This window comes from Brevibacillus sp. WF146 (assembly GCF_001673705.2).
Classification (GTDB): Bacteria; Bacillota; Bacilli; order Brevibacillales; family Brevibacillaceae; genus Brevibacillus; species Brevibacillus thermoruber.
The window spans coordinates 39,624-62,994 of the sequence record NZ_CP109943.1; the positions used below are offsets into that span (position 1 = coordinate 39,624).

The 23,371-nt window shown below is 56.0% G+C and carries 25 protein-coding genes and 1 other annotated feature; of the genes, 1 reads left to right on the forward strand and 24 read right to left on the reverse strand.

Translation table 11 applies throughout. The annotated features are described in order from the left end of the window. Window positions 1-21 precede the first annotated feature (21 nt). From rplW to rpsJ, 4 genes are all read right to left on the reverse strand, one after another. Window positions 22-312, reverse strand: a complete 291-nt coding sequence (gene rplW, locus A6764_RS00330) for a 50S ribosomal protein L23 (RefSeq protein WP_029101067.1) — start codon at window positions 310-312, stop codon at window positions 22-24. Continuing rightward, window positions 312-935, reverse strand: coding sequence for a 50S ribosomal protein L4 (gene rplD, locus A6764_RS00335; RefSeq protein ID WP_029101068.1), 624 nt, complete (start codon window positions 933-935; stop codon window positions 312-314). The genes rplW and rplD overlap by 1 nt, the downstream gene beginning before the upstream one ends. Before the next feature lie 17 nt (window positions 936-952). Then, the gene (gene rplC, locus A6764_RS00340; protein ID WP_029101069.1) at window positions 953-1,585 is read right to left on the reverse strand and encodes a 50S ribosomal protein L3; all 633 of its coding nucleotides are present in this window, start codon (window positions 1,583-1,585) and stop codon (window positions 953-955) included. A gap of 147 nt (window positions 1,586-1,732) precedes the next feature. Then, entirely contained in the window at window positions 1,733-2,041 is a 309-nt protein-coding gene (gene rpsJ, locus A6764_RS00345; RefSeq protein WP_029101070.1) for a 30S ribosomal protein S10, read from the reverse strand. Window positions 2,042-2,476: 435 nt separating this feature from the next. Between rpsJ and A6764_RS00350 the strand changes: the two genes are divergently transcribed. Further along, window positions 2,477-2,878: a globin domain-containing protein gene (locus tag A6764_RS00350; RefSeq protein ID WP_065067634.1), complete on the forward strand. Its 402-nt coding sequence runs from the start codon at window positions 2,477-2,479 to the stop codon at window positions 2,876-2,878. A 34-nt stretch (window positions 2,879-2,912) separates the two neighbouring features. Here A6764_RS00350 and A6764_RS00355 read toward each other — a convergent pair whose 3' ends face one another. The 20 genes from A6764_RS00355 to A6764_RS00450 all read right to left on the reverse strand — a co-directional run bounded on the left by A6764_RS00355 (window position 2,913) and on the right by A6764_RS00450 (window position 23,368). Further along, window positions 2,913-3,833 (reverse strand): DMT family transporter, encoded by a 921-nt coding sequence (locus A6764_RS00355; RefSeq protein ID WP_065067633.1) that lies wholly within the window; start codon window positions 3,831-3,833, stop codon window positions 2,913-2,915. Window positions 3,834-3,998: 165 nt separating this feature from the next. Continuing rightward, on the reverse strand, window positions 3,999-5,189 hold the full coding sequence (gene tuf, locus A6764_RS00360; protein ID WP_029101073.1) for an elongation factor Tu: 1,191 nt from the start codon (window positions 5,187-5,189) through the stop codon (window positions 3,999-4,001). Window positions 5,190-5,311: 122 nt separating this feature from the next. Then, on the reverse strand, window positions 5,312-7,390 hold the full coding sequence (gene fusA / locus A6764_RS00365) for an elongation factor G (protein WP_029101074.1): 2,079 nt from the start codon (window positions 7,388-7,390) through the stop codon (window positions 5,312-5,314). Between the two features lie 69 nt (window positions 7,391-7,459). Further along, entirely contained in the window at window positions 7,460-7,930 is a 471-nt protein-coding gene (gene rpsG, locus A6764_RS00370; protein ID WP_029101075.1) for a 30S ribosomal protein S7, read from the reverse strand. A gap of 58 nt (window positions 7,931-7,988) precedes the next feature. Then, window positions 7,989-8,423, reverse strand: coding sequence for a 30S ribosomal protein S12 (rpsL, locus tag A6764_RS00375; protein ID WP_029101076.1), 435 nt, complete (start codon window positions 8,421-8,423; stop codon window positions 7,989-7,991). Between the two features lie 117 nt (window positions 8,424-8,540). Continuing rightward, on the reverse strand, window positions 8,541-8,795 hold the full coding sequence (locus tag A6764_RS00380; protein ID WP_029101077.1) for a 50S ribosomal protein L7ae-like protein: 255 nt from the start codon (window positions 8,793-8,795) through the stop codon (window positions 8,541-8,543). 149 nt (window positions 8,796-8,944) lie between these two features. Further along, the gene (gene rpoC / locus A6764_RS00385; RefSeq protein WP_029101078.1) at window positions 8,945-12,571 is read right to left on the reverse strand and encodes a DNA-directed RNA polymerase subunit beta'; all 3,627 of its coding nucleotides are present in this window, start codon (window positions 12,569-12,571) and stop codon (window positions 8,945-8,947) included. Between the two features lie 29 nt (window positions 12,572-12,600). Then, window positions 12,601-16,140: a DNA-directed RNA polymerase subunit beta gene (gene rpoB / locus A6764_RS00390; protein WP_065067632.1), complete on the reverse strand. Its 3,540-nt coding sequence runs from the start codon at window positions 16,138-16,140 to the stop codon at window positions 12,601-12,603. A gap of 244 nt (window positions 16,141-16,384) precedes the next feature. Then, window positions 16,385-16,981, reverse strand: a complete 597-nt coding sequence (locus tag A6764_RS00395; protein WP_029101080.1) for a class I SAM-dependent methyltransferase — start codon at window positions 16,979-16,981, stop codon at window positions 16,385-16,387. A 95-nt stretch (window positions 16,982-17,076) separates the two neighbouring features. Next, on the reverse strand, window positions 17,077-17,445 hold the full coding sequence (gene rplL, locus A6764_RS00400) for a 50S ribosomal protein L7/L12 (RefSeq protein ID WP_029101081.1): 369 nt from the start codon (window positions 17,443-17,445) through the stop codon (window positions 17,077-17,079). Window positions 17,446-17,526: 81 nt separating this feature from the next. Next, window positions 17,527-18,042 carry a 50S ribosomal protein L10 gene (gene rplJ, locus A6764_RS00405; protein ID WP_029101082.1) on the reverse strand — a complete coding sequence of 172 codons (516 nt, stop codon included), beginning with the start codon at window positions 18,040-18,042 and terminating at the stop codon, window positions 17,527-17,529. A 25-nt stretch (window positions 18,043-18,067) separates the two neighbouring features. Beyond that, window positions 18,068-18,236: a sequence feature (ribosomal protein L10 leader region), on the reverse strand. Window positions 18,237-18,283: 47 nt separating this feature from the next. Further along, window positions 18,284-18,967 (reverse strand): 50S ribosomal protein L1, encoded by a 684-nt coding sequence (gene rplA, locus A6764_RS00410; protein WP_029101083.1) that lies wholly within the window; start codon window positions 18,965-18,967, stop codon window positions 18,284-18,286. A gap of 89 nt (window positions 18,968-19,056) precedes the next feature. Continuing rightward, the gene (gene rplK / locus A6764_RS00415) at window positions 19,057-19,482 is read right to left on the reverse strand and encodes a 50S ribosomal protein L11 (protein ID WP_029101084.1); all 426 of its coding nucleotides are present in this window, start codon (window positions 19,480-19,482) and stop codon (window positions 19,057-19,059) included. Window positions 19,483-19,736: 254 nt separating this feature from the next. Beyond that, window positions 19,737-20,273: a transcription termination/antitermination protein NusG gene (nusG, locus tag A6764_RS00420; RefSeq protein ID WP_029101085.1), complete on the reverse strand. Its 537-nt coding sequence runs from the start codon at window positions 20,271-20,273 to the stop codon at window positions 19,737-19,739. A 43-nt stretch (window positions 20,274-20,316) separates the two neighbouring features. After that, window positions 20,317-20,532 (reverse strand): preprotein translocase subunit SecE, encoded by a 216-nt coding sequence (gene secE, locus A6764_RS00425; RefSeq protein WP_029101086.1) that lies wholly within the window; start codon window positions 20,530-20,532, stop codon window positions 20,317-20,319. A 33-nt stretch (window positions 20,533-20,565) separates the two neighbouring features. Continuing rightward, the gene (gene rpmG / locus A6764_RS00430; RefSeq protein ID WP_029101087.1) at window positions 20,566-20,715 is read right to left on the reverse strand and encodes a 50S ribosomal protein L33; all 150 of its coding nucleotides are present in this window, start codon (window positions 20,713-20,715) and stop codon (window positions 20,566-20,568) included. Between the two features lie 234 nt (window positions 20,716-20,949). After that, entirely contained in the window at window positions 20,950-21,600 is a 651-nt protein-coding gene (sigH, locus tag A6764_RS00435; RefSeq protein ID WP_065067631.1) for an RNA polymerase sporulation sigma factor SigH, read from the reverse strand. A gap of 80 nt (window positions 21,601-21,680) precedes the next feature. After that, window positions 21,681-22,205, reverse strand: coding sequence for an NYN domain-containing protein (locus A6764_RS00440; RefSeq protein WP_029101089.1), 525 nt, complete (start codon window positions 22,203-22,205; stop codon window positions 21,681-21,683). A 1-nt stretch (window position 22,206) separates the two neighbouring features. Then, window positions 22,207-22,962 carry a 23S rRNA (guanosine(2251)-2'-O)-methyltransferase RlmB gene (gene rlmB, locus A6764_RS00445; protein WP_143864075.1) on the reverse strand — a complete coding sequence of 252 codons (756 nt, stop codon included), beginning with the start codon at window positions 22,960-22,962 and terminating at the stop codon, window positions 22,207-22,209. Beyond that, complete coding sequence (locus A6764_RS00450; protein WP_029101091.1) at window positions 22,955-23,368, reverse strand: Mini-ribonuclease 3; 414 nt, start codon at window positions 23,366-23,368, stop codon at window positions 22,955-22,957. Before A6764_RS00450 ends, rlmB begins: the two co-directional genes overlap by 8 nt. Between the last annotated feature and the right edge of the window lie 3 nt (window positions 23,369-23,371).

A 23,371-nucleotide genomic window follows, 5' to 3' on the forward strand; every position in this document is an offset into this window, starting at 1 on the left:
CCTTTTCTGTAGCCGTCGGGGTTATACACCTTCGTAGAACGTCAGCTCTTTGCTGTCTTCAGTCAGCTTAACGATCGCCTTTTTCCACTCGGAGGTGTAACCGGAGTATTTGCCGTAGCGCTTCGGTTTCGCAGGAACACGCATGGTGTTGACTGCCGCCACTTTCACGCCGAACACTTTCTCAACCGCTTGCTTGATCTCGGTTTTGTTCGCTTTGAGAGGTACTTCAAACACGTACTTCTTCTCTGCCATCATGTCAGTGGTGCGCTCCGTAATGACAGGGCGCTTGATGATGTCGTGAAGGCTCTTCATTAGGCGAGCACCTCCTCTACTTTCGCAACCGCATCTTTCGTTACGATTACTTTGTCGTGCGCCACCAGGTCGAGAACGTTAATGCCGGCAGCATCTACGAACTTCGCACCCGGGATGTTGCGGGAAGAGAGCGCTACGTTTTGATCGAATTCGGACGTTACGATCAGCACTTTGCGATCTACTTTCAGGTTGTTCAGGACAGCCTTCATATCCTTGGTTTTCGGAGCCGGGATATTCAGCGCGTCCAGAACCAGCAGTTCGTTGTTTTGCACTTTCGCGGACAGCGCGGATTTCAGCGCCAGACGACGAACTTTGCGGTTCAGTTTGTATCCGTATTTACGCGGAGTCGGACCAAATACGACACCGCCGCCTTTCCATTGCGGAGCGCGAATGGAACCTTGGCGGGCACGACCCGTACCTTTTTGGCGCCACGGTTTGCGGCCACCACCACTTACTTCAGAACGGTTCTTTACATCGTGAGTGCCCTGACGTTGGGAAGCTTGCTGCATCACGATTGCGTCGAAGAGCACAGCGTTGTTGGGTTCGATGCCGAATACGCTGTCAGCCAGCTCGATTTCGCCCACTTGAGAACCGGCTTGGTTGTAAAGAGCTACTTTTGGCATGTCAGTTCCTCCTTTCCTTACTTGTTCTTCTTGACTGCCGTGGATACTACAACGTAGCTGTTTTTCGGGCCAGGCACGGAGCCTTTTACCAGAATCAGGTTGCGATCCGCATCTACCTTGATGATCTCCAGGTTTTGGATGGTTACGTTGTCGCCACCCATTTGACCCGGCAGGGTTTGACCCTTGAATACGCGGTTCGGAGCGATCGCACCGAGAGAACCAGGTCCGCGATGGTAACGGGAACCGTGAGCCATCGGACCGCGGGCTTGGTTGTGGCGCTTGATGGCACCTTGGAAACCTTTCCCCTTGGTTACTCCGGCAACGTCTACGAATTCTCCTTCGGCAAAAATGTCAGCTTTCAGTTCTTGACCAACCTCGTAATCTGCGAGGTTTACTCCGCGAATTTCGCGAATGAAGCGCTTAGGTGCAGTGTTTGCTTTCGCTGCGTGTCCTTTTTCCGGTTTGTTTGCACGCTGTTCTTTCTTGTCTTCGAAGCCGAGTTGGATCGCTTCATAGCCATCGTTCTCTTGATCCTTCTTTTGCAGAACGACGCAAGGACCAGCTTCGATAACCGTAACAGCGATGGCTGCTCCGTTCGGACTAAAAACTTGCGTCATGCCAAGTTTTTTCCCTAAGATTCCTTTGGTCATGTGTGCCACCTCCTGTACTTATCTCCAAAAAACATTCGTGTTGTATCAAGTCCCTGCCGATGCGCAGGGGTGCCGTTTACGGGGTTTGAAGACTTGGTATATCGCGTTCGTTAAGACAACGCCCGCGCGTGTATCACTTTTACAAGCTTACAGTTTGATCTCGATGTCCACACCGGACGGCAGATCCAGACGCATCAGAGCGTCAACCGTTTGCGGCGTCGGGTTCAAAATGTCGATCAAACGCTTGTGCGTACGCATTTCGAACTGTTCACGAGAGTCCTTGTACTTGTGAACAGCGCGGAGAATCGTGTAAACCGCTTTTTCCGTCGGAAGCGGAATCGGACCGGATACGCTGGCACCGGAACGCTTCGCGGTGTCTACGATTTTCTCAGCAGACTGATCGAGGATTTTGTGATCGTACGCCTTTAAACGAATACGAATCTTTTGTTTTGCCATTTTAGTCCCTCCTTTTTCGCCCATTTTATAAACGGACATTTCTCCGTGGAAATATCCTGCACCCCGGTCATGGCAAAGGGGCCGGGTGTGTCAGCAACCTCCCACATCATCGCAAGTCCATGACCAACATTCAATATTGTACTAAAATGCACTGGGCAACGCAAGTTTTTTCTTGCCGCACAAGGGATTTTCCTGCTTTCCTCCGTCCCGCTGCCCACTTGCGCGCCGGTGCGTTCTCGTACAACATGAGCCCGGAGATCGACTCACTTTGACCATCTTACCCAATTTCCCCGTGTGAACGCAAGCGGGATCGGCTGGCAATGGCATCCGGCATGTTCCGCCCTATATATAATAGAGGAAACGCGCTATACTAAAGAAGGTACACGCTTGTGTGTACCTGCCATCCGAAAAGCGGCACGCGAAGGAGGTTACCCGATGTCCCAACCCCTGAAGACACCCTATGAATTGATCGGCGGAGCGGAAACGCTGGCCCGCCTGGTGGATACGTTTTACGACCTGGTCAAGGAGCATCCCGATCTGGCTCCCCTGTTTCCGGAAGACTTTACCGAGGTCAAGGAACGGCAGTATCTGTTCCTGACCCAGTTTCTCGGCGGCCCGACGCTGTACAGCGACCGATACGGCCATCCGATGCTGCGTGCCCGCCACATGCGCTTTCCCGTTACGCCGAAGCGGGCGGAGGCGTGGCTCGCCTGCATGAGCGAAGCGATGGACCGCACCGGCCTGGAAGGAGACGTGCGCCGGCACATATTCGAACGCCTCAGACTGACGGCGTACCATATGGTCAATCAATGGGAACCGGACGAAGAAAAAGCGTAGGAGCTGCTCCTGCGCTTTTGTCGTCATATCCGGTTCAGGTTTGTTTGTTCGCCGCCCCCCAGAGCTGCCGCTTCGACACCTGCCGGGAGCCGAGATAGACCCCTGTCACGATCATCACCAAAGCGAACAGATGCAGCAGTTGAAGCCTCTCGTTCAAAAACAGCGCAGCAAAAAAGAGGCTGGCAAGCGGCATGCCGTTGAGAAAGACCGCCGTGCGGCTGGCCCCCAGGTGACGGATGCCGTAATTCCACCCCACCGATCCGAGAGCCGTGGCCAGACAGCCGGACACCAGAATCACCAGCCATTGAAACGGTGTGACTTCCAGCGACACATAGTAGCTGATCGGCTCCGCATAGAGGGCTGCCCCCCAGAGAAAGACGACACCAAACATCTGCGAGACGGCGGTCACCAGCAGCACCGGCACCCCGCGCGTCGTCAGCTTGCGGATCAGCAGACCTCCCGTGACGTACATGAGCATGGAGGCAAACATGATGACGTCTCCCCAACCGTTCACGGCAATCGCCCCATGCTGGGTCAACACGACGACCAGAACGCCGCTGAACCCGACTGCGATTCCCTCCGCTTTTCGCCAGGACATCGCTTCCCCGAGAAACACCCTCGCCAGCAGCGCCGTGGCCAGCGGATTCAACCCCAGAATCAGCGAAGCATTGCCGGCGGACGTATACTGCACACCAGCGGCAAGCGTAATCTGGTGCAGGGCGATCGAACTTGCGCCCACTCCGGCGAGCAGCAGCCAGTCGATCGCGTTCAGCTTCAATTGGCGCCTGTAGGTCCACAGAATCGGGCTCAGGCAGACGCCCGCCACCGTCATCCGAATCGCTGCCACGTACAGGGGTGGAAACGTCGTCAAATACTTCACCATTACCACATTCAGCCCCCATAACGTGACGACACCGGCCAGTATGAGGTACAACCAGCGTTCATTTCTTCCCATCCCATGCCCTTCTTCCCCTTGAGGTTGCTTCTGATTTCCTCATTGTAGCACAGGCAGACCGCACGATTTATTCGATGTTTTGATCGATGCGATGCAAAAGAGACATCAACTGTCAAATACAAAAAAACCCGACAGCCAACACTGTCGGGTTTGATCGTAATGCGATTACTCGATGATGGAGGATACTACGCCAGCACCAACGGTACGGCCACCTTCGCGGATAGCGAAGCGAGTACCTTGCTCCATCGCAACCGGTGCGATCAGTTCAACGGTGAACTCGGTGTTGTCGCCCGGCATTACCATTTCAACGCCTTCCGGCAGTTGGATGATACCGGTAACGTCAGTGGTGCGGAAGTAGAATTGCGGACGGTAGTTGGAGAAGAACGGAGTGTGACGGCCGCCCTCTTCTTTGGACAGAACGTATACTTCCGCTTTGAATTTGGTGTGCGGAGTAACGGAACCCGGCTTAGCCAGAACTTGGCCGCGCTCGATGTCTTTACGCTCAACACCGCGCAGCAGGGCACCGATGTTGTCACCCGCTTCAGCTTGATCCAGCAGCTTGCGGAACATTTCCACGCCGGTTACGGTAGTGGACTTGGTTTCTTCAGCCAGACCCACGATTTCTACTTGGTCACCCACTTTAACAGTACCGCGCTCTACGCGACCGGTAGCAACGGTACCACGACCGGTAATGGTGAATACGTCCTCTACCGGCATCAGGAACGGTTTGTCGGTAGCGCGTTCCGGAGTCGGGATGTAGTTGTCAACTGCATCCATCAGTTCGATGATTTTCTTAGCCCATTCGCCAGTCGGGTTGTCCAGAGCTTCTTTCGCGGAACCTTTGATAACCGGAATTTCGTCGCCCGGGAACTCGTATTGGGAGAGCAGGTCGCGAATTTCCATTTCAACCAGTTCCAGCAGCTCTTCGTCGTCAACCATGTCGCATTTGTTCATGAATACGACGATGTACGGAACGCCTACTTGGCGGGACAGCAGGATGTGCTCGCGAGTTTGCGGCATCGGACCGTCAGCAGCGGACACAACCAGGATTGCGCCGTCCATTTGAGCGGCACCGGTAATCATGTTTTTCACGTAGTCGGCGTGGCCCGGGCAGTCAACGTGAGCATAGTGACGGTTTTCCGTTTCATACTCAACGTGAGCGGTGTTGATGGTGATACCGCGCTCTTTTTCTTCCGGAGCAGCGTCGATGCTGTCGTACGCCATCGCTTTGGCTTTACCTTGTTGAGCCAGAACGGTGGTGATGGCAGCAGTCAGCGTGGTTTTACCGTGGTCAACGTGACCGATCGTACCAATGTTAACGTGCGGTTTCGTACGTTCGAACTTTTCTTTTGCCATGAGAGTTGAAGCCTCCTTAAATGATAAGGGTTTTATAGGGTGAAGAAAGGTTTACCCTATCAACGGATGTCCCCTCAATATTGTAAACCTTTCTCGTTTCAAGATAAAGTCAGTCCAGCCGATTATTCACCTTTGGACTTCTTGATGATTTCATCGGCAATGAACTTCGGTACTTCTTCGTAGTGGTCGATCACCATGGAGTAAGTACCGCGGCCTTGCGTACGGGAACGCAGTACGGTGGAGTAGCCGAACATCTCGGACAGCGGCACCATGGCGCGGATGACTTGCGCGTTTGCGCGAGCTTCCATACCTTCGATGCGGCCGCGGCGGGAGTTCAGGTCACCCATTACGTCACCCATGTACTCTTCCGGTACGGTTACTTCCACTTTCATGATCGGCTCCAGCAGAACCGCGTTACATTTCTTCGCCGCTTCTTTCAGCGCGAGAGAACCAGCCACTTTGAACGCCATCTCGGAGGAGTCGACGTCGTGGTAGCTACCGTCAAACAGCGTCGCTTTGATATCGACGAGCGGGAAGCCGGCGAGAACACCGTTTTTCATCGCTTCTTCGATACCTGCTTGTACCGCCGGAATATATTCCTTCGGCACTACGCCACCGACGATCTTGTTCTCGAATTCAAAGCCTTTGCCCGGCTCGAGCGGAGAGAATTCCACCCAAACGTGACCGTATTGACCGCGGCCACCGGACTGGCGAACGAATTTCCCTTCCACCTTCGCGGTACCGCGGAAGGTTTCGCGGTAAGCAACCTGAGGTGCACCTACGTTCGCATCCACTTTGAATTCGCGCTTCAGGCGGTCGACGATGATCTCCAGGTGGAGCTCACCCATACCGGAAATAATCGTTTGACCGGTTTCTTCGTTTGTATAGGTTTTGAAGGTCGGGTCTTCCTCGGCCAGTTTGGCGAGAGCCATACCCATTTTGTCCTGGTCTGCCTTGGACTTCGGCTCGATCGCAACGGAGATAACCGGCTCTGGGAAGGTCATGGACTCCAGGATAACCGGTGCCTTTTCGTCGCAGAGCGTGTCGCCGGTCGTCGTGTCTTTCAGACCAACGGCAGCGGCGATATCACCGGAGTAAACCTGAGAGATTTCCTCGCGGTGGTTTGCGTGCATCTGCAGGATGCGGCCGATGCGCTCGCGCTTGCCCTTGGTGGAGTTGAGCACGTAGGAACCGGAGTTCAGCACACCGGAGTACACGCGGAAGAAGGTCAGTTTACCCACGTACGGGTCGGTCATGATCTTGAACGCCAGAGCGGCGAACGGACCATTGTCGTCAGCCGGACGGGTCACTTCTTCATTGGAATCGGGCAGAACGCCTTTGATCGCCGGGATATCAACCGGAGACGGCAGGTAGGCTACTACCGCGTCCAGCATCGGCTGAACCCCTTTGTTGCGGTAGGAAGAACCGCACAGCACCGGAGTGATTTTGCACTCGATGGTGCCTTTGCGCAGAGCCGCACGAATTTCGTCGTTGGTCAGCTCTTCGCCTTCCAGGTATTTCATCATCAGCTCTTCGTCTTGTTCCGCAGCCGCTTCGACCAGTTGCAGACGCAGCTCTTCGCACTTGTCTTTCAGTTCGGCCGGGATTTCGGTAGCGTCAGAGGTTTTGCCCAGGTCGTCGGTGTAGATGATCGCTTTCATCTCGATCAGGTCTACCATGCCGACAAACTTGTCCTCTGCGCCGATCGGGTATTGAATCGGTACGGGATTCGCACCGAGGCGCGTACGGATTTGCTCGACGCACATGTCGAAGTTGGCGCCAATGATGTCCATTTTGTTGACGTAGCAGATACGCGGTACGCCGTAGCGGTCAGCTTGACGCCATACGGTTTCGGTCTGCGGCTCAACGCCACCCTTTGCGTCAAAGACGGTAACGGCACCGTCGAGTACGCGCAGGGAGCGCTCAACTTCAACAGTGAAGTCTACGTGGCCAGGCGTATCGATGATGTTGATTCGATGGCCTTTCCATTGAGCAGTGGTAGCAGCCGAAGTGATGGTGATACCGCGCTCTTGCTCTTGTTCCATCCAGTCCATGGTGGCAGCGCCTTCGTGCACTTCACCAATCTTGTGAACGCGACCGGTGTAGAACAGAATACGCTCGGTAGTGGTCGTCTTACCGGCATCGATGTGAGCCATGATACCGATGTTTCGCGTATTCGGCAGAGAGAACTCGCGAGCCATGTGGTATGCTCCTTCCATACTCGAGTGTGAGAATATACGGGTATCCAAAGCGGACACCCGCTTTGGATACTACCAGCGATAGTGTGCAAACGCTTTGTTTGCTTCAGCCATCTTGTGCGTGTCCTCACGCTTTTTCACTGCTGCACCAGTGTTGTTAGCCGCGTCGATGATTTCCGCCGCGAGACGCTGCTCCATGGTTTTCTCACCACGGGTACGCGCGTAGTTTACCAGCCAGCGCAGACCGAGTGTGGTACGGCGCTCCGGCTTCACCTCAACCGGTACTTGGTAGTTGGCACCGCCGACACGGCGAGCTTTCACTTCCAGTACGGGCATGATGTTTTTCAGCGCTTCTTCGAATACTTCCATCGGGTTGCGGCCGGTACGCTCCTCAACAATCTTGAATGCATTGTACAGGATGTTTTGCGCAACACCGCGCTTGCCGTCGTACATCAGCTTGTTGATCAGTCGGGTAACCAGCTTGCTGTTGTAGATCGGATCAGGCAGCACGTCACGACGGGCTACAGGACCTTTACGAGGCATCGTATTCCCTCCTTCTGTTTTATATTTTTCTCACGCCGTTTCACGTAGGCGATGGTTGTTATTTTTTCGCTGCAGCTTGGCCCGGTTTCGGACGTTTGGTACCGTATTTGGAACGACCTTGCTTGCGGTTGTTCACACCGGCAGTGTCAAGCGCACCGCGGACGATGTGGTAACGAACCCCCGGCAGGTCTTTTACACGGCCGCCGCGAACCAGCACCACGCTGTGTTCTTGCAGGTTGTGGCCAATACCACCAATGTAAGCTGTAACCTCAATACCGTTGGTCAAACGCACACGAGCGTATTTACGCAGCGCGGAGTTTGGCTTTTTCGGAGTCATGGTACCCACACGAGTGCAGACACCGCGTTTTTGAGGAGAGCTTTGGTTGGTTTGGGTTTTCTTGAAGCTGTTGTACCCCTTTTGCAGAGCAGGGGACTTCGACTTCACAACCTTGTCCTTGCGACCTTTGCGCACCAATTGGTTCATTGTAGGCATGGATGTTACCTCCCTTCTTATTACCCAATCTCAAGACCACAGATCCAGGTGAGTCATTTTTGGGTCAAATAGAAAGTCTTTGCAAGCAACCCGTAGGGATCGCCAACAAAAACATCGTTAACCACTTTTCTTGATCGCGGCAGTCGCCGCTCCCACCTCGATTCCGCACGCTTTGCCCAAACGGCGCATGGAATCGACGTAGATGACTGGCACACCCTTCTCTTTGCAAAGGAGCTCGACCTTTTGGGTCAGTCGGCGATCGGCGTCCGTGGCGATAAAGACCGTGTCCGCCTGCTGGTGTTCCACAGCTTTCATCGTCTGCTTGATGCCGATTGTCAGCTCCTTGGCCCGCTCTACTTTTTCATAAGACATGATGATCATATCCTCCAAAGTACAGATGTCAGGCACACTTGAATATAATATCAGTTGGGTGCTTGAATGTCAACGCCTGCGACCCTTAATTTTTTATGCAAGACAAGGTGCCCCTCCCGAGCGGAAGGGCACCTTGCTTGTGTCACGATCTATTCTACCGAAACAGCTTCGAGCTGTTCCTGACCTCCGTTCGCCTGCGCTTCGTGTTCGGCGCGGCTCATCACCTTGATGTTGCGGTAGCGCGACATGCCGGTGCCGGCCGGAACCAGTTTCCCGATAATGACGTTTTCCTTCAGGCCGAGCAGGCGGTCCACCTTGCCCTTGATCGCGGCGTCGGTGAGGACGCGCGTCGTCTCCTGGAAGGATGCAGCCGACAGGAAGGAGTCGGTTTCGAGCGACGCCTTGGTAATCCCCAAGAGGACCGGACGACCCACGGCAGGCGTTTTGCCTTCCATGAGCACCTTGGCGTTTGCCTGCTCGAACTCGTGCACTTCCACGTAGGAACCCGGCAGCAGGTCGGTGTCGCCGCTGTCGATGACGCGCAGCTTGCGCAGCATCTGACGGATCATGACCTCGACGTGCTTGTCGTTAATTTCTACCCCCTGCATCCGGTACACTTTTTGCACCTCTTGCAGGATGTAGTTGGACACACCGCGCTGGCCGCGTACTTTCAGCATTTCTTTCGGGTCGACGGAACCTTCGGTGAGCTCGTCGCCGGCACTCAGCTTGGTGCCCACGGACACCTTGATGCGGGAGCCGTACGGCACGGCATACACCTTGTTTTCCGCCTCGCCGCGCACCTCGATCTCGCGGCGGTCTTTGCCTTCGCGGATGTCGATCACTTCCCCGTCGATCTCGGAGATGACCGCCTGCCCTTTCGGATTGCGGGCTTCGAACAGCTCCTGAATCCGCGGCAAACCTTGGGTAATGTCGTCACCCGCAACCCCGCCGGTGTGGAACGTCCGCATCGTCAACTGGGTACCCGGTTCACCGATGGACTGAGCGGCGATGATGCCGACTGCTTCGCCGATCTCCACTTCGGCCCCGGTCGCCAGGTTGCGGCCGTAGCAGCGTTTGCAGACGCCGTGGCTGGTGCGGCAGGACAGCACGCTGCGGATGTACACCTCGGTGATGCCGGCTTTTTCGATCTTGTCGGCGATCTCCTCGGTGATCTCCTGATTGCGGCCGACGATGATCTCGCCGGTCTCCGGATGGCGCAGGGTCTCGAAGCAGGTGCGGCCGATGATGCGGTCAGCCAGCTTCTCGATTTCTTCCTTGCCGTCCTTGATCGCGGAGACGCGGATGCCCTTGTCGGTGCCGCAATCCTCTTCGCGGACGATCACGTCCTGCGCCACGTCGACGAGGCGGCGGGTCAGGTAACCCGAGTCAGCCGTCCGCAGCGCCGTGTCGGCAAGACCTTTCCGCGCGCCGTGCGTGGAGATGAAGTACTCCAATACGGTCAGACCTTCGCGGAAGTTGGACTTGATCGGCAGCTCGATAATCCGGCCGGACGGGTTGGCCATGAGACCGCGCATCCCGGCCAACTGCGTAATCTGCGACACGTTACCGCGGGCACCGGAGTTGGCCATCATGAAGATCGCGTTGAATTTGTCCATGGACTTCATCAGGACGTCGGTCACTTCATCCTTGGCCTTGGACCAGATGGAGATGACCCGGTCGTAGCGCTCGTCCTCGGTAATCAGACCGCGGCGGTACTGCGTCATGACGGTTTGTACCTTTTTGTCTGCTTCTTCCAGGATCTCTTTCTTTTTCTCCGGCACGACGATGTCGGCGACGGCGATGGTGATCCCGGCCTTGGTCGAGTACATGAAGCCCAGTTCCTTGATCTTGTCGAGGATCTTGGACGTTTCCGTCGTTCCGAAGCGGCGGAAGCACTCGGAGATGATCGTTCCGAGGAAGCCTTTTTTCACGGCTCCCTGGTCCGGCAGCTTCTTGATAAACTCTTTCACGTTCGTGCCTTTTTCAAAGATAAAGTACTCGTTCGGCACGCCTTTTTGCAGGTTGGCCTTGGTCGGCACATTGATGTACGGCAGTTCCGGCGGGAAGATCTCGTTGAAGATCAGTTTCCCGACGGTCGTGACCAAGAGCGCGTTCTTCTGCTCTTCGGTGAAGCTGGTTTTGTTCAGGCTCTTGGTCGGCAGCGCGATGCGCGTATGCAGGCTGATGTAGCCGTGCTGGTACGCGGCGATCGCGTCATGCGGATCGCGGTATACCGTACCTTCGCCCTTGTCGCCCTCGCGCTCCAGGGTCAGATAGTACGACCCCAGCACCATGTCCTGGGACGGCGTAACGACCGGTTTTCCGTCTTTCGGGTTCAGGATGTTTTGCGCCGCCAGCATGAGGATGCGGGCTTCCGCCTGCGCCTCTGCGGAGAGCGGCACGTGCACGGCCATCTGGTCGCCGTCGAAGTCGGCGTTGTACGCCGTACATACGAGCGGGTGCAGACGGATCGCGCGGCCTTCCACCAGGACCGGTTCGAACGCCTGGATACCGAGACGGTGCAGGGTGGGGGCGCGGTTCAGGAGCACCGGGTGTTCGCGGATGACGTCTTCGAGAACGTCCCACACCTCAGGCTGCACGCGTTCCACCTTGCGCTTGGCGCTCTTGATGTTGTGAGCGAGGCCCTTGGCCACCAGCTCCTTCATCACGAACGGCTTGAACAGTTCCAGCGCCATTTCCTTCGGCAGACCGCACTGGTACATCTTCAGGTTCGGTCCGACGACGATTACGGAACGGCCGGAGTAGTCCACGCGCTTACCCAGCAGGTTTTGGCGGAAACGGCCCTGTTTCCCTTTCAGCATGTGGCTGAGGGATTTCAGCGGACGGTTGCCCGGACCGGTCACCGGACGGCCGCGGCGGCCGTTGTCGATGAGCGCGTCCACCGCTTCCTGCAGCATGCGCTTCTCGTTTTGCACGATGATGTCGGGAGCGCCCAGTTCCAGGAGGCGCTTCAGACGGTTGTTACGGTTGATCACGCGGCGGTACAGGTCGTTCAGGTCGGAGGTGGCGAAACGCCCCCCGTCCAACTGAACCATCGGACGCAGCTCCGGCGGAATGACCGGCAGCACGTCCAGCACCATCCACTCCGGACGGTTGCCGGAGTTGCGGAACGCCTCCAGCACTTCGAGGCGCTTGATCGCGCGGTTGCGGCGCTGACCCTGTGCCGTCTTCAGTTCTTCCTTCAGCGCTTCCACTTCTTTGTCCAGGTCGATTTCCTGGAGCAGGCGCTTGATCGCTTCCGCCCCCATCATCGCCTGGAAGGAGTAGCCGTATTTTTCCCGGTAGTTGCGGTATTCCTTTTCGGACAGCAGCTGTTTTTTGTCCAGCGGCGTATCGCCCGGATCGGTTACCACGTAGGATGCAAAGTAGATAACTTCCTCCAGGGAGCGCGGCGACATGTCGAGCACGAGGCCCATGCGGCTCGGGATCCCTTTGAAGTACCAGATGTGAGAGACGGGGGCAGCCAGTTCGATGTGCCCCATCCGCTCACGACGAACCTTGGCGCGGGTCACTTCCACGCCGCAGCGGTCGCACACGACGCCTTTGTAGCGAACGCGCTTGTACTTGCCGCAGTGGCACTCCCAGTCCTTGGTCGGACCGAAAATGCGCTCACAGAACAAACCGTCCTTTTCCGGCTTCAATGTGCGGTAGTTGATCGTCTCCGGCTTTTTCACTTCCCCGTACGACCAGGAACGAATCTTGTCCGGGGAAGCCAAGCCGATCTTCATGTATTCGAAGTTGTTCACGTCTATCACAGGGCGTTACCTCCCTTTGTACCGGAATCTTACTCTTCGTCCAAGCTTCCAGCTTCAAGCACGAGGTTCAGCTTTTCACCGGTGCCCTCGTCCTCTTCTTCCATTTCGCGCATTTCAATTTCCTGCTCGTCTTCGGACAGGATCTTCACGTCCATACCCAAGCTTTGCAGTTCCTTGATGAGAACCTTGAAGGACTCAGGAACACCCGGCTCCGGTACGTTTTCGCCTTTGACGATCGCTTCGTACGTCTTCACGCGGCCCACGACGTCGTCGGACTTGACGGTAAGGATTTCCTGCAGGGTGTACGCAGCGCCGTACGCTTCCAGCGCCCACACCTCCATCTCCCCGAAACGCTGGCCGCCAAACTGGGCTTTCCCACCCAGCGGCTGCTGCGTGACGAGGGAGTACGGACCGGTGGAACGGGCGTGAATCTTGTCGTCGACCAGGTGCGCCAGCTTCAGCATGTACACGCAGCCGACCGTGACGCGGCGGTCAAACGGTTCGCCCGTGCGGCCGTCGTACAGGATGGTTTTCCCGTCGCGGTCCAACCCGGCTTCTTCCAGGGTCTGGAACACGTCTTCCTGACGCGCTCCGTCGAATACCGGCGTCGCCACGTGGATGCCCAGCATCTTGGCTGCCATCCCCAAGTGGGTCTCCAGCACCTGACCGATGTTCATCCGGGACGGTACGCCCAGCGGGTTGAGCACGATCTCAACCGGCGAGCCATCCGGCAGGAACGGCATGTCTTCCTCCGGCATGATGCGGGCGATAACCCCTTTGTTACCGTGGCGGCCCGCCATCTTGTCACCCACGGAGATTTTCCGTTTTTGCGCGATGTAGACGCGCACCAGTTGGTTGACGCCCGGCGGCAGTTCGTCGCCGTTTTCGCGCGTAAACACCTTGACATCCACGACGATACCGGAACCGCCGTGCGGCACGCGCAGGGAGGTGTCGCGCACTTCACGCGCCTTTTCCCCGAAGATGGCGTGCAGCAGGCGCTCTTCCGCGGTCAGCTCGGTAACCCCTTTCGGCGTCACTTTCCCGACCAGAATGTCGCCGTCCTGAATTTCCGCACCGACGCGCACGATACCGCGCTCGTCCAGGTTTTTCAACGCGTCTTCACCCACGTTCGGGATGTCGCGCGTGATTTCTTCCGGACCCAGCTTGGTGTCGCGGGCTTCGGACTCGTATTCCTCGATATGGATAGACGTATAGACGTCGTCTTTTACCAGTTTTTCGCTCAGAAGGATGGCGTCCTCGTAGTTGTACCCTTCCCAGGTCATGAACGCAACGATGACGTTGCGGCCCAGCGCCAGTTCGCCTTTTTCCGTGGACGGACCGTCAGCGATGATGTCGCCCTTCTCCACCCAGTCGCCTTTTCTCACGATCGGGCGCTGGTTGATGCAGGTGCCCTGGTTGGAACGGATAAACTTGTGCAGCTTGTATTTGTCGAGGTCGCCCGCCACCTTCTTGCCGTCGATCTCCTTGTAGTGGCGCACCCAAATTTCGCGGGCGGTCACGCGCTCCACCTGGCCGTCGTGCTTCGCCACGATCGCCACGCCGGAGTCCTGTGCCGCCTTGTGCTCCATCCCGGTGCCGACAAACGGCGCCTGCGGCACGAGGAGCGGAACGGCCTGCCGCTGCATGTTGGAACCCATCAGCGCGCGGTTGGCGTCGTCGTTTTCCAGGAACGGAATCAGCGCCGTCGCCACCGATACGACCTGCTTCGGCGAAACGTCCATGAAGTCAACCTTGTCGCGCGGCACGCTCAGGATCTCGCCCTTGCGCCGACAGATGACCATCTCGTTGATGAAGCGGCCTTCCTCGTCAAGCGGCTGGTTGGCCTGCGCCACGTTGTACACGTCCTCTTCGTCCGCCGTCAGGTAGACGATTTCGTCCAGCACGCGGCCCGTCTCCGGGTCCACTTTGCGGCGCGGCGTTTCGATGAAGCCGTAGTCGTTGATGCGGGCGTAAGTGGAGAGCGAGTTGATCAAACCGATGTTCGGACCCTCCGGCGTCTCGATCGGGCACATCCGGCCGTAGTGGGAGTGGTGAACGTCGCGCACTTCGAAACCGGCCCGTTCGCGGGTCAGACCACCGGGACCGAGCGCGGACAGACGGCGCTTGTGCGTCAGCTCCGCTAGCGGGTTGGTCTGGTCCATGAACTGGGAGAGCTGGGAGCTTCCGAAGAACTCCTTGATGGCAGCGATCACCGGACGAATGTTGATCAGGGCCTGCGGCGTGATCTGGTTCTGATCCTGGATCGACATGCGTTCGCGGACCACGCGCTCCATCCGGGACAGACCGATGCGGAACTGGTTCTGCAGCAGTTCGCCCACGGAGCGGAGACGGCGGTTGCCCAGGTGGTCGATGTCGTCGGTCGAACCCACGCCGTGCAGCAGGTTGATAAAGTAGTTGATCGCAGCCACGATGTCGGCCGGCGTAATGTGCTTGATGGATTTGTCCACATTGCCGTTGCCGATCACCTTGATGATCTTGCCGTCTTCGTTCGGAGAGAAGATGTTGATTGCCTGCAGGCGCAGCGTGTCTTCCTCCAGAACGCCGCCGTGGGTGCGGACTTCCACAAACCCGACGCTTTCTTCCAGCGCCGGCAGGATGCGGTCCAGCAAACGGCGGTCAATCACCTGGCCGGCTTCGGCAATGATCTCGCCGGTTCGGGTGTCCACGAGCGTCTCCGCCAGCCGTTGATTGTAGAGGCGGTTTTTCAGGTGAAGCTTCTTGTTCATCTTGTAACGGCCGACAGACGCCAGATCATAGCGCTTCGGATCAAAGAAGCGGGAAATGAGCAGGCTCTTCGCGTTTTCCACTGTCGGCGGCTCACCCGGACGCAGGCGCTCGTAGATTTCGATCAGCGCCTTTTCCACGGAATCGGTGTTGTCTTTCTCCAGAGTGTTCTTGATGTATTCGTCCTCGCCCAGGAGGTTGAGAATTTCGATGTCGGAGCCAAAGCCGAGCGCACGCAAAAGGACCGTTACCGGGATTTTGCGGGTACGGTCGATGCGGACGTAAATGACGTCTTTCGCATCGGTTTCCAGTTCCAGCCATGCGCCGCGGTTTGGAATCACCGTCGCGGTAAACGTCTGCTTACCGTTTTTGTCCACTTTGGTGTTGTAATATACACTGGGGGAACGAACAAGCTGGCTTACGATGACACGCTCAGCCCCGTTGATAATGAAGGTTCCCGTTTCCGTCATGAGCGGGAAATCCCCCATGAAGACCTCTTGTTCCTTCACTTCGCCCGTCTCTTTGTTCAGCAAGCGGACCTTCACGCGCAGAGGCGCCGCATACGTGACGTCGCGTTCTTTCGACTCGTCCACGTCATATTTCGGTTCACCCAGGCTGTAATCGATGAACTCCAGCACGAGGTTTCCGGTGAAATCCTGGATCGGCGAAATATCCTGAAACATTTCGCGCAGTCCTTCGTCCAAGAACCATTGGTAGGACTTCTGCTGAATCTCGATCAGATTGGGAAGGCCCAGCACTTCGTTAATGCGTGAGTACGTACGACGCTGGCGGTGTCGGCCACTTTGAATCACTTTACCTGCCAACTTATTCACCCCTCAGGTTGTGTTTTCACACAAAATAAAAATGGGTTAAAGCAGTAACACCATTTTTAACCCAGAGAAACTCTATTTTAAAAGAATTCCCATATTTTTACACCCACATTCCTCCTCTATGTAAAAAAGAAGAAAACGGTTGACAAAACGGGAATTGCTGAAAAATAGACATTGATCCCATATTGACATTTTATAATGCTACCACAACGAAATATTCGCGTCAAGGGCGTTTTTTCTACTTCACCGCGCGGAAAATATGGTACCCCTTGCTCCGTTCCACTTCCTCCACGTCGCGGTACGTCTCCTGCAGCTTTTTCCAGGCGGATGGCGCTCCCTGCTTCTTTTGGATCACCACCCACAGTTCGCCCCCCTCCCGAAGCAGCCCGTGCCCTTCGGTAAAGATGCGGTGAACGATTTCCTTGCCGGCGCGGATCGGCGGGTTGGTGAGAATCACGTCGAACGTCTCCCCCTGAACCGCAGCGTACACGTCGCTGACCCGGACCTCCACATTGCCAATGCCGTTCAGTTGGGCGTTGCGGCGAGCCAGTTCCACGGCCCGTTCGTTGATGTCGATCATCGTGACCCGCCCTTGGTCTGCCAGCTTGGCGGCCGCAAGCCCGATCGGTCCGTACCCGCAGCCCACGTCAAGCACGCGCGCGTCCCGGTCAACCTGCATCGTCTCAATCAACAGGACACTGCCGAAGTCCACCCGGTCGCGGGAAAAGACGCCGGCATCGGTAATGAAGCGCAGTTCGTGCCCGCGCAGGGTAAAGGAAAACTGGCGCTCGTCATGCGCGGCGCCGGGGCGGCTGGTGTAGTAATGGTCTGCCACGGTTCATCCAACCTTTCCTCGTCCGATCTGGGTGCATGTGTACAGAAAATCCCCCTGCCGCAGGCAAGGGGATGTTTCCGTTTCAGGAAGCCAACTTACTTGATTTCTACAGTTGCGCCAGCTTCTTCGAGTTTTGCTTTGATGGATTCGGCTTCTTCTTTGGACACGCCTTCTTTGAGTGTCTTCGGAGCGTTGTCTACCAGGTCTTTTGCTTCTTTCAGACCCAGGCCGGTCAGCTCGCGAACCACTTTGATCACGTTGATTTTGGAAGCGCCGCCGCTTACCAGGTTTACGGTGAATTCGGTTTGCTCAGCAGCAGCATCAGCAGCGCCAGCGCCGCCAGCAACTACAGCTACCGGAGCAGCAGCGGTTACGCCGAACTCTTCTTCGATTGCTTTAACCAGTTCGTTCAGTTCCAGAACGGACATGCCTTTAATCGCTTCAATGATTTGCTCTTTGCTCATCTTCTAATCCTCCCATTCCAGGAAATTGTATTGGCGACGGCCGTTTACGCGGCCCGTCGAATGTGAAGTCCGTTTACGCTATTACGCGCCTTGGCCTTCTTTTTGATCGGATACTGCTTTGACAGCCAGCGCGAAGTTGCGGATCGGCGCCTGCAGTACGCTGAGGAGCATGGACAGCAGACCTTCGCGGGACGGCAGGGAAGCCAGCGCCTTGATTTGCTCCGGACCTACCACTTTGCCCTCGATGACGCCGCCTTTGATTTCGAGCTGCTCGTTTTTCTTCGCGAATTCCACCAGGACTTTCGCCGGAGCAACCGCATCATCCTTGCCAAACGCCAGTGCGTTCGGGCCCGTCAGATACTGATCCAGTTCAGTCAGGTTTTCTTTCGCGGTCGCAAGGCGGGTGAGCGTGTTTTTCAACACTTGGAACTCAACGCCTGCTTCGCGCAGTTGTTTGCGCAGTTCGGTCACCTGCGCTACGGTCAGGCCGCGGTAGTCAGCCACCACGGTGGTTTGGCTTTCGCGCAGTTTGGTTGCGATCTCATTTACCGCTTGTACTTTCTCTTCACGAATAACGGTTGGACGGATTTCTGCCAATGTTTACACCTCCCGTGCTCTATCCTCGAAAAAGAAGAATGCCCTCGTAGACACACGAGGGCATAATGTTCTATCGTCAAAGGAACGCAGCGGCTCCTTTTTCCGTACCATTACACGCCTCGGAGGGATATTAAGCATCGCTTGGACAAGCCAAGCTCCGCACCTTCTGTCTACGGCATGACATATTCTTTTCATCAACAGGCACTATCATAGCAACTTCCCCACGGGAAGTCAAGTGTCATTATTTTACAGCGACGCGTACGCCCGGACCCATCGTAGAGCTGATGGATACGTTTTTCATGTAAACGCCTTTCGCTGCTGCCGGTTTCGCACGGTTGAGCGCTTCGGTCAGCGCAGCCAGGTTTTCCGCCAGCTTCTCGACGTCAAAGGACACTTTGCCGATCGGCGCGTGGATGTTACCTGCTTTGTCTACGCGGTACTCGATTTTACCGGCTTTGATTTCGTTGACGGCTTTGGCTACGTCGAAGGTAACGGTGCCGGTTTTCGGGTTCGGCATGAGGCCTTTCGGACCGAGTACGCGACCCAGTTTCCCTACTTCACCCATCATGTCCGGGGTGGCTACCACAACGTCAAAGTCAAACCAGCCGCCTTGGATTTTGGCGATCAGATCAGCATCGCCCACGTAATCGGCGCCAGCCGCTTCCGCTTCTTTCGCTTTTTCACCTTTCGCGAACACGAGAACGCGCTGTACTTTACCAGTACCGTGCGGCAGTACCACCGCACCGCGGATTTGCTGGTCAGCACGCTTCGGGTCTACCCCCAGGCGAAACGCCGCTTCCACCGTTTCGTCAAACTTGGCGGACGCTGCTTTTTTCACCAGCTCGATCGCTTCGGTTACTTCGTATACCTTGTTTTTGTCAATCAGCTTGGCAGCTTCTTGATACTTTTTGCCTCGTTTTGCCATGTGTAAAATCTCCCTTCAATGTGGTCGTAGCGGTTTGATCCTCCCACAAATAGGGGGCACATTACCTGTACCCCCTCACAACAGCACCATTAGTCTTCGATCACGATACCCATGGAACGAGCCGTCCCTTCGATCATGCGCATAGCCGCTTCCACGGATGCAGCATTCAGGTCAGGGCGTTTCAGTTCCGCGATCTCGCGTACTTTGTCACGCTTCAGGGTAGCGACCTTGGTTTTGTTCGGTACGCCGGAACCGGACTCGATGCCAGCAGCTTTTTTCAGCAGAACAGCAGCCGGCGGAGTCTTCGTGATGAAGGTGAAGGAACGGTCTTCATAAACGGTAATTTCTACCGGAATGATCATTCCTGCTTCGCTCTCTGTACGAGCGTTAAATTCTTTACAGAATCCCATGATGTTCACACCAGCTTGGCCGAGAGCCGGACCTACCGGAGGTGCAGGATTTGCTTTACCTGCCGGGATTTGTAACTTAATTACGCGGATAACCTTCTTAGCCACGTAAGACACCTCCTTACTTCACATGTGGTTAATGCGGGGGCATGCCCCCTCCCACCGTTTTGTCGAAAGCCTATGTAGACTTTCCATCTATAGTGAGAGTGCAAGAAACCCCAGAGTTTGCGGCGGGATTGCAAAGACGGCGTCGCCGTTTTTGCTGCCCTTTGGGGGCACATCATCTTTTTTAAAAATCGCCGAGACGATTTTTAAAACAAAATGAAATGTACCACATAGCGCGATACTTTTCAAGATCAATCCTAATCCAATTTTTGAACCTGCGTAAAGTCCAATTCCACCGGTGTTTCACGCCCGAAGATGTCCACCAGCACACGGACCTTCTGTCTGTCTGGGTGAATCTCGATGATCTCTCCCGTCCGGTTGGAGAACGGACCGTCCGTCACCCGCACCATATCGCGGAGAGCGAAGTCGACTTTGACCTTGGGAATCTCGATCCCCATCTGACGGAGGATCGCATCCGCCTCTTCAGGACGCAGCGGAGTCGGTTTGGAACCGGCGCCCGTGGAACCGACAAAGCCGGTAACCCCAGGGGTGTTGCGCACGACATACCACGAGTCGTCCGTCATCACCATTTCAACAAGGACGTATCCGGGAAACACTTTTTTCGTGACGGTGCGTTTTTTGCCGTCCTTCGTCTCCACCTCTTCTTCGGTGGGGACGAGAACGCGGAAGATCTTGTCTTCCATGCCCATCGACTCGACGCGTTTCTCCAGATTGGTCTTTACCTTGTTTTCATAACCTGAGTACGTATGAACGACATACCATGCTTTTTCCATATCCACAAGGACGTTTCCGTCCGTCCCTCCTAGGCTTGCAAAATTACTTTCCTAAAATCAAATCGATCACGCGCGAGATACCCAAGTCGATGACGAAGAAGAACAGCGCAAGCAGCGTCACCGTTACAAGAACGACGATCGTGTAGCTGGTCAGTTCTTTCCGGTTGGGCCAGCGGACCTTCTTCAGTTCGGACATGACGTCGCCGAAAAATTCGCCTGTCCGGCGAAATCCGGCACCGATTCGTGCTAGGAAACCCACAGTGCCACCCCCAGACTTCGTCGCTTCCATGCGTTACTTCGTCTCGCGATGAAGGGTATGCTTCTTGTCACGGGAGCAGTACTTTTTCAGTTCCACACGCTCGGTAGTCGTGCGCTTGTTTTTGGTGGAGATATAGTTACGCTCACCACACTCGGTGCACGCCAACGTGATGTTTACTCGCATTTATTGCCACCTCCATCTCATTTCAAACCTTCGCTGCTGATAGAAAGGGAACAAAATAGTACGGGAAAACCGCTACTTTTCCTGACCATTTGTGAGACAGCAGCCATCAAACACGAGAGAAAATCGTTTATGGCTACCTAAACAAATTTATCACACCCGTCTACCCATGTCAACAAAACGGCTTGACAAGAGGAAAGTATTTTGTTCCAGAATGCAAAAAAGAGATTCTCTGTATCACAGATGAATCTCTCTTCCTTCCAGATACCGTTCCAGCTTGCGCTTCACCCGCTGCAGGGCGTTGTCGATCGACTTGACGTGACGCTTCAGCTCCACGGCGATCTGCTGGTAGGAACGTCCGTCCAGATACAGCATCAGCACCTGCCGTTCCAGGTCGCTCAGGATTTCGCTCATCTTTCCCTCGATGTCGTCAAATTCCTCGCGGTTGATGAACAGCTCTTCCGGATCGGTCACCTTGGTGCCGCAGATGACGTCCAGCAGCGTACGGTCGGAATCTTCATCGTAGATGGGCTTGTCCAGCGATACGTAGGAGTTGAGCGGAATGTGTTTTTGGCGGGTAGCCGTTTTGATGGCGGTAATAATCTGGCGGGTGATGCACAGTTCGGCAAACGCTTTGAACGATGTGAGTTTGTCCCCTCGGAAATCGCGAATCGATTTGTACAGGCCGATCATGCCTTCCTGCACAATGTCTTCGCGGTCGGCCCCAATAAGAAAATAGGAACGCGCTTTGGCCCGCACGAAATTTTTGTACTTGTTGATCAAGTACTCCAGGGCCTCGGCATCATTTTCGCGAACCAGGTCGACTATCTCTTCGTCGGACATCATCTCATATTGGGCATGTTTAAACTCCTTGAGGTCAACACTCACGAATGATCCCTCCGCCAACCGGTTTCTCACAGATACGGCTATTATACATGCGGCATAAAAAAGCGTCAACCGAATCCAAGTTATTCCCTTCGCCATTTTTCGAATATTTTCGCTATTTCCCCGTCCAGCGAAATGCGGGTGGAAAACCGCTCTTCATGCGTTTTGTCCACCTGCTGCTTGATCTCTTTCCCGACACTTTCCATGTCCAGAAGAAGTTCCCTGGCCGACTTGCGCAGCGCCCCCTGGCCGAAGATGACGCGCTGGGAGGTGTAGTCGGACGTCGCTACATAAATTTGTCGATTTTTTTCGTGAAATTCCAAGACCAACTGTTCAATTTTTTCGTCGGCCGTCTCTTTCTGCTTGGTGTAGTAGATGTCCACCCGGTAGTCCTGCATCTGCCGGCCGGCACCAGGCACGTTGTAGGCGTCAAACACAATGATCACCTTGATCCCGGTAAAGCTCTGGTACTCGGCCAGCTTGGAGATGAGCAGGTCGCGCGCTTCGTCCATGCGATCCTGGTCCTTGAGTGCGCGCAGGTCGGGCCAGGCCCCGATGATGTTGTAGCCGTCCACAATCAACAGTTGTTTGGCTTTCCTTTTCGCCATTTCACTTCACCCGTGCCGGCAGCGGACTCCTGGCGCGGTAGACTTCGTACATGAGCAGGGCAGCGGCGACGGAGGCGTTGAGCGAGGTGACGTTTCCCGCCATCGGCAGACGGTAGAGAAAATCGCAGTTCTCCCGGACCAGGCGGCTCATGCCTTTGCCCTCACTGCCGATGACCACGGCCAGCGGCATGGTGTAATCGCCCTCGCGGAAGTCCTGCTTGGCCCCCGCGTCCGTGCCGGCAATCCAGACGCCCCGCTGTTTCAGCTCCTCCATGGTCCGGACCAGGTTGGTTACCCGGGCGACGGGCACGTAGTTGATCGCCCCCGCAGACGCTTTGGCCACGGTCGCCGTCAGCCCGACGGAGCGCCGCTTGGGAATGATGATGCCGTGCGCTCCGACCGCATCGGCCGTCCGCATGATCGAGCCCAGGTTGTGCGGGTCTTCCAGCTCGTCCAACAAGAGCAGGAACGGCGGTTCGTTCCGCTCCTCCGCCCGCCGGAGAATGTCCTCCACCTCGACGTAGTCGTAAGCCGCCACCGACGCGATGACGCCCTGATGGTTGTCGGTGCCGCTGAGCTGATCCAGTTTTTTGCGATTGGCCGTGGTGACTACCACACCCTGATCCCTGGCCAGGGAAAAAATCGGCCCCATCAGGTTTTTGTTCGTCCCTTCGGCGATCCAGATCTTGTTGATGGCGCGCCCCGACCGCAGCGCTTCGATGACCGGGTTTTTCCCGACAATCCACTCTTCACTCATGTTCAGATGCTCCTTCCACAATCGCAAAGGCCTGCTGCACGATTTCAGCGACCCGCTCTTCTTTTCCGCACAGATACAGGTACCCGATCAGGGCTTCGAACGCGGTGGCGTGCCGGTAGTCAATGATGTCGGCGTTTTTCGCGCTGGAACCGGACTTGGCGTTGCGTCCGCGCCTCACCACTGCCTGTTCCTCCTCCGAAAGAGACGGCAGCAGGGCGTGCAGGATGCCCGCCTGCGCCCTGGCCGACACGTACCGGTTGGCCGCCTTGTGGAGCTGGTGCGGCTTCACCAGCCCCTTGGCGATCAAATGGTAGCGGACGCAGTGGGCGTAGGTGGCGTCGCCCAAAAAGGCCAGCACCAGCGGATTCATCAGGTTGGGGTCTCGGGACAGTTCTTCCTTCTGCATCGT

Coding starts and splice junctions, on each gene's coding strand:
- rpsL (WP_029101076.1), bottom strand. CDS start 8,423: ATGCCTACAATGAACCAATTGGTGCGCAAAGGTCGCAAGGACAAGGTT.
- rpsJ (WP_029101070.1), bottom strand. CDS start 2,041: ATGGCAAAACAAAAGATTCGTATTCGTTTAAAGGCGTACGATCACAAA.
- fusA (WP_029101074.1), bottom strand. CDS start 7,390: ATGGCTCGCGAGTTCTCTCTGCCGAATACGCGAAACATCGGTATCATG.
- rplL (WP_029101081.1), bottom strand. CDS start 17,445: ATGAGCAAAGAGCAAATCATTGAAGCGATTAAAGGCATGTCCGTTCTG.
- tuf (WP_029101073.1), bottom strand. CDS start 5,189: ATGGCAAAAGAAAAGTTCGAACGTACGAAACCGCACGTTAACATTGGT.
- rplD (WP_029101068.1), bottom strand. CDS start 935: ATGCCAAAAGTAGCTCTTTACAACCAAGCCGGTTCTCAAGTGGGCGAA.
- A6764_RS00450 (WP_029101091.1), bottom strand. CDS start 23,368: ATGCAGAAGGAAGAACTGTCCCGAGACCCCAACCTGATGAATCCGCTG.
- rplW (WP_029101067.1), bottom strand. CDS start 312: ATGAAGAGCCTTCACGACATCATCAAGCGCCCTGTCATTACGGAGCGC.
- A6764_RS00350 (WP_065067634.1), top strand. CDS start 2,477: ATGTCCCAACCCCTGAAGACACCCTATGAATTGATCGGCGGAGCGGAA.
- A6764_RS00380 (WP_029101077.1), bottom strand. CDS start 8,795: ATGTCTTATGAAAAAGTAGAGCGGGCCAAGGAGCTGACAATCGGCATC.
- A6764_RS00355 (WP_065067633.1), bottom strand. CDS start 3,833: ATGGGAAGAAATGAACGCTGGTTGTACCTCATACTGGCCGGTGTCGTC.
- rplC (WP_029101069.1), bottom strand. CDS start 1,585: ATGACCAAAGGAATCTTAGGGAAAAAACTTGGCATGACGCAAGTTTTT.
- rplA (WP_029101083.1), bottom strand. CDS start 18,967: ATGGCAAAACGAGGCAAAAAGTATCAAGAAGCTGCCAAGCTGATTGAC.
- nusG (WP_029101085.1), bottom strand. CDS start 20,273: ATGGAAAAAGCATGGTATGTCGTTCATACGTACTCAGGTTATGAAAAC.
- rpmG (WP_029101087.1), bottom strand. CDS start 20,715: ATGCGAGTAAACATCACGTTGGCGTGCACCGAGTGTGGTGAGCGTAAC.
- rlmB (WP_143864075.1), bottom strand. CDS start 22,962: ATGAGTGAAGAGTGGATTGTCGGGAAAAACCCGGTCATCGAAGCGCTG.
- A6764_RS00440 (WP_029101089.1), bottom strand. CDS start 22,205: ATGGCGAAAAGGAAAGCCAAACAACTGTTGATTGTGGACGGCTACAAC.
- rpsG (WP_029101075.1), bottom strand. CDS start 7,930: ATGCCTCGTAAAGGTCCTGTAGCCCGTCGTGACGTGCTGCCTGATCCG.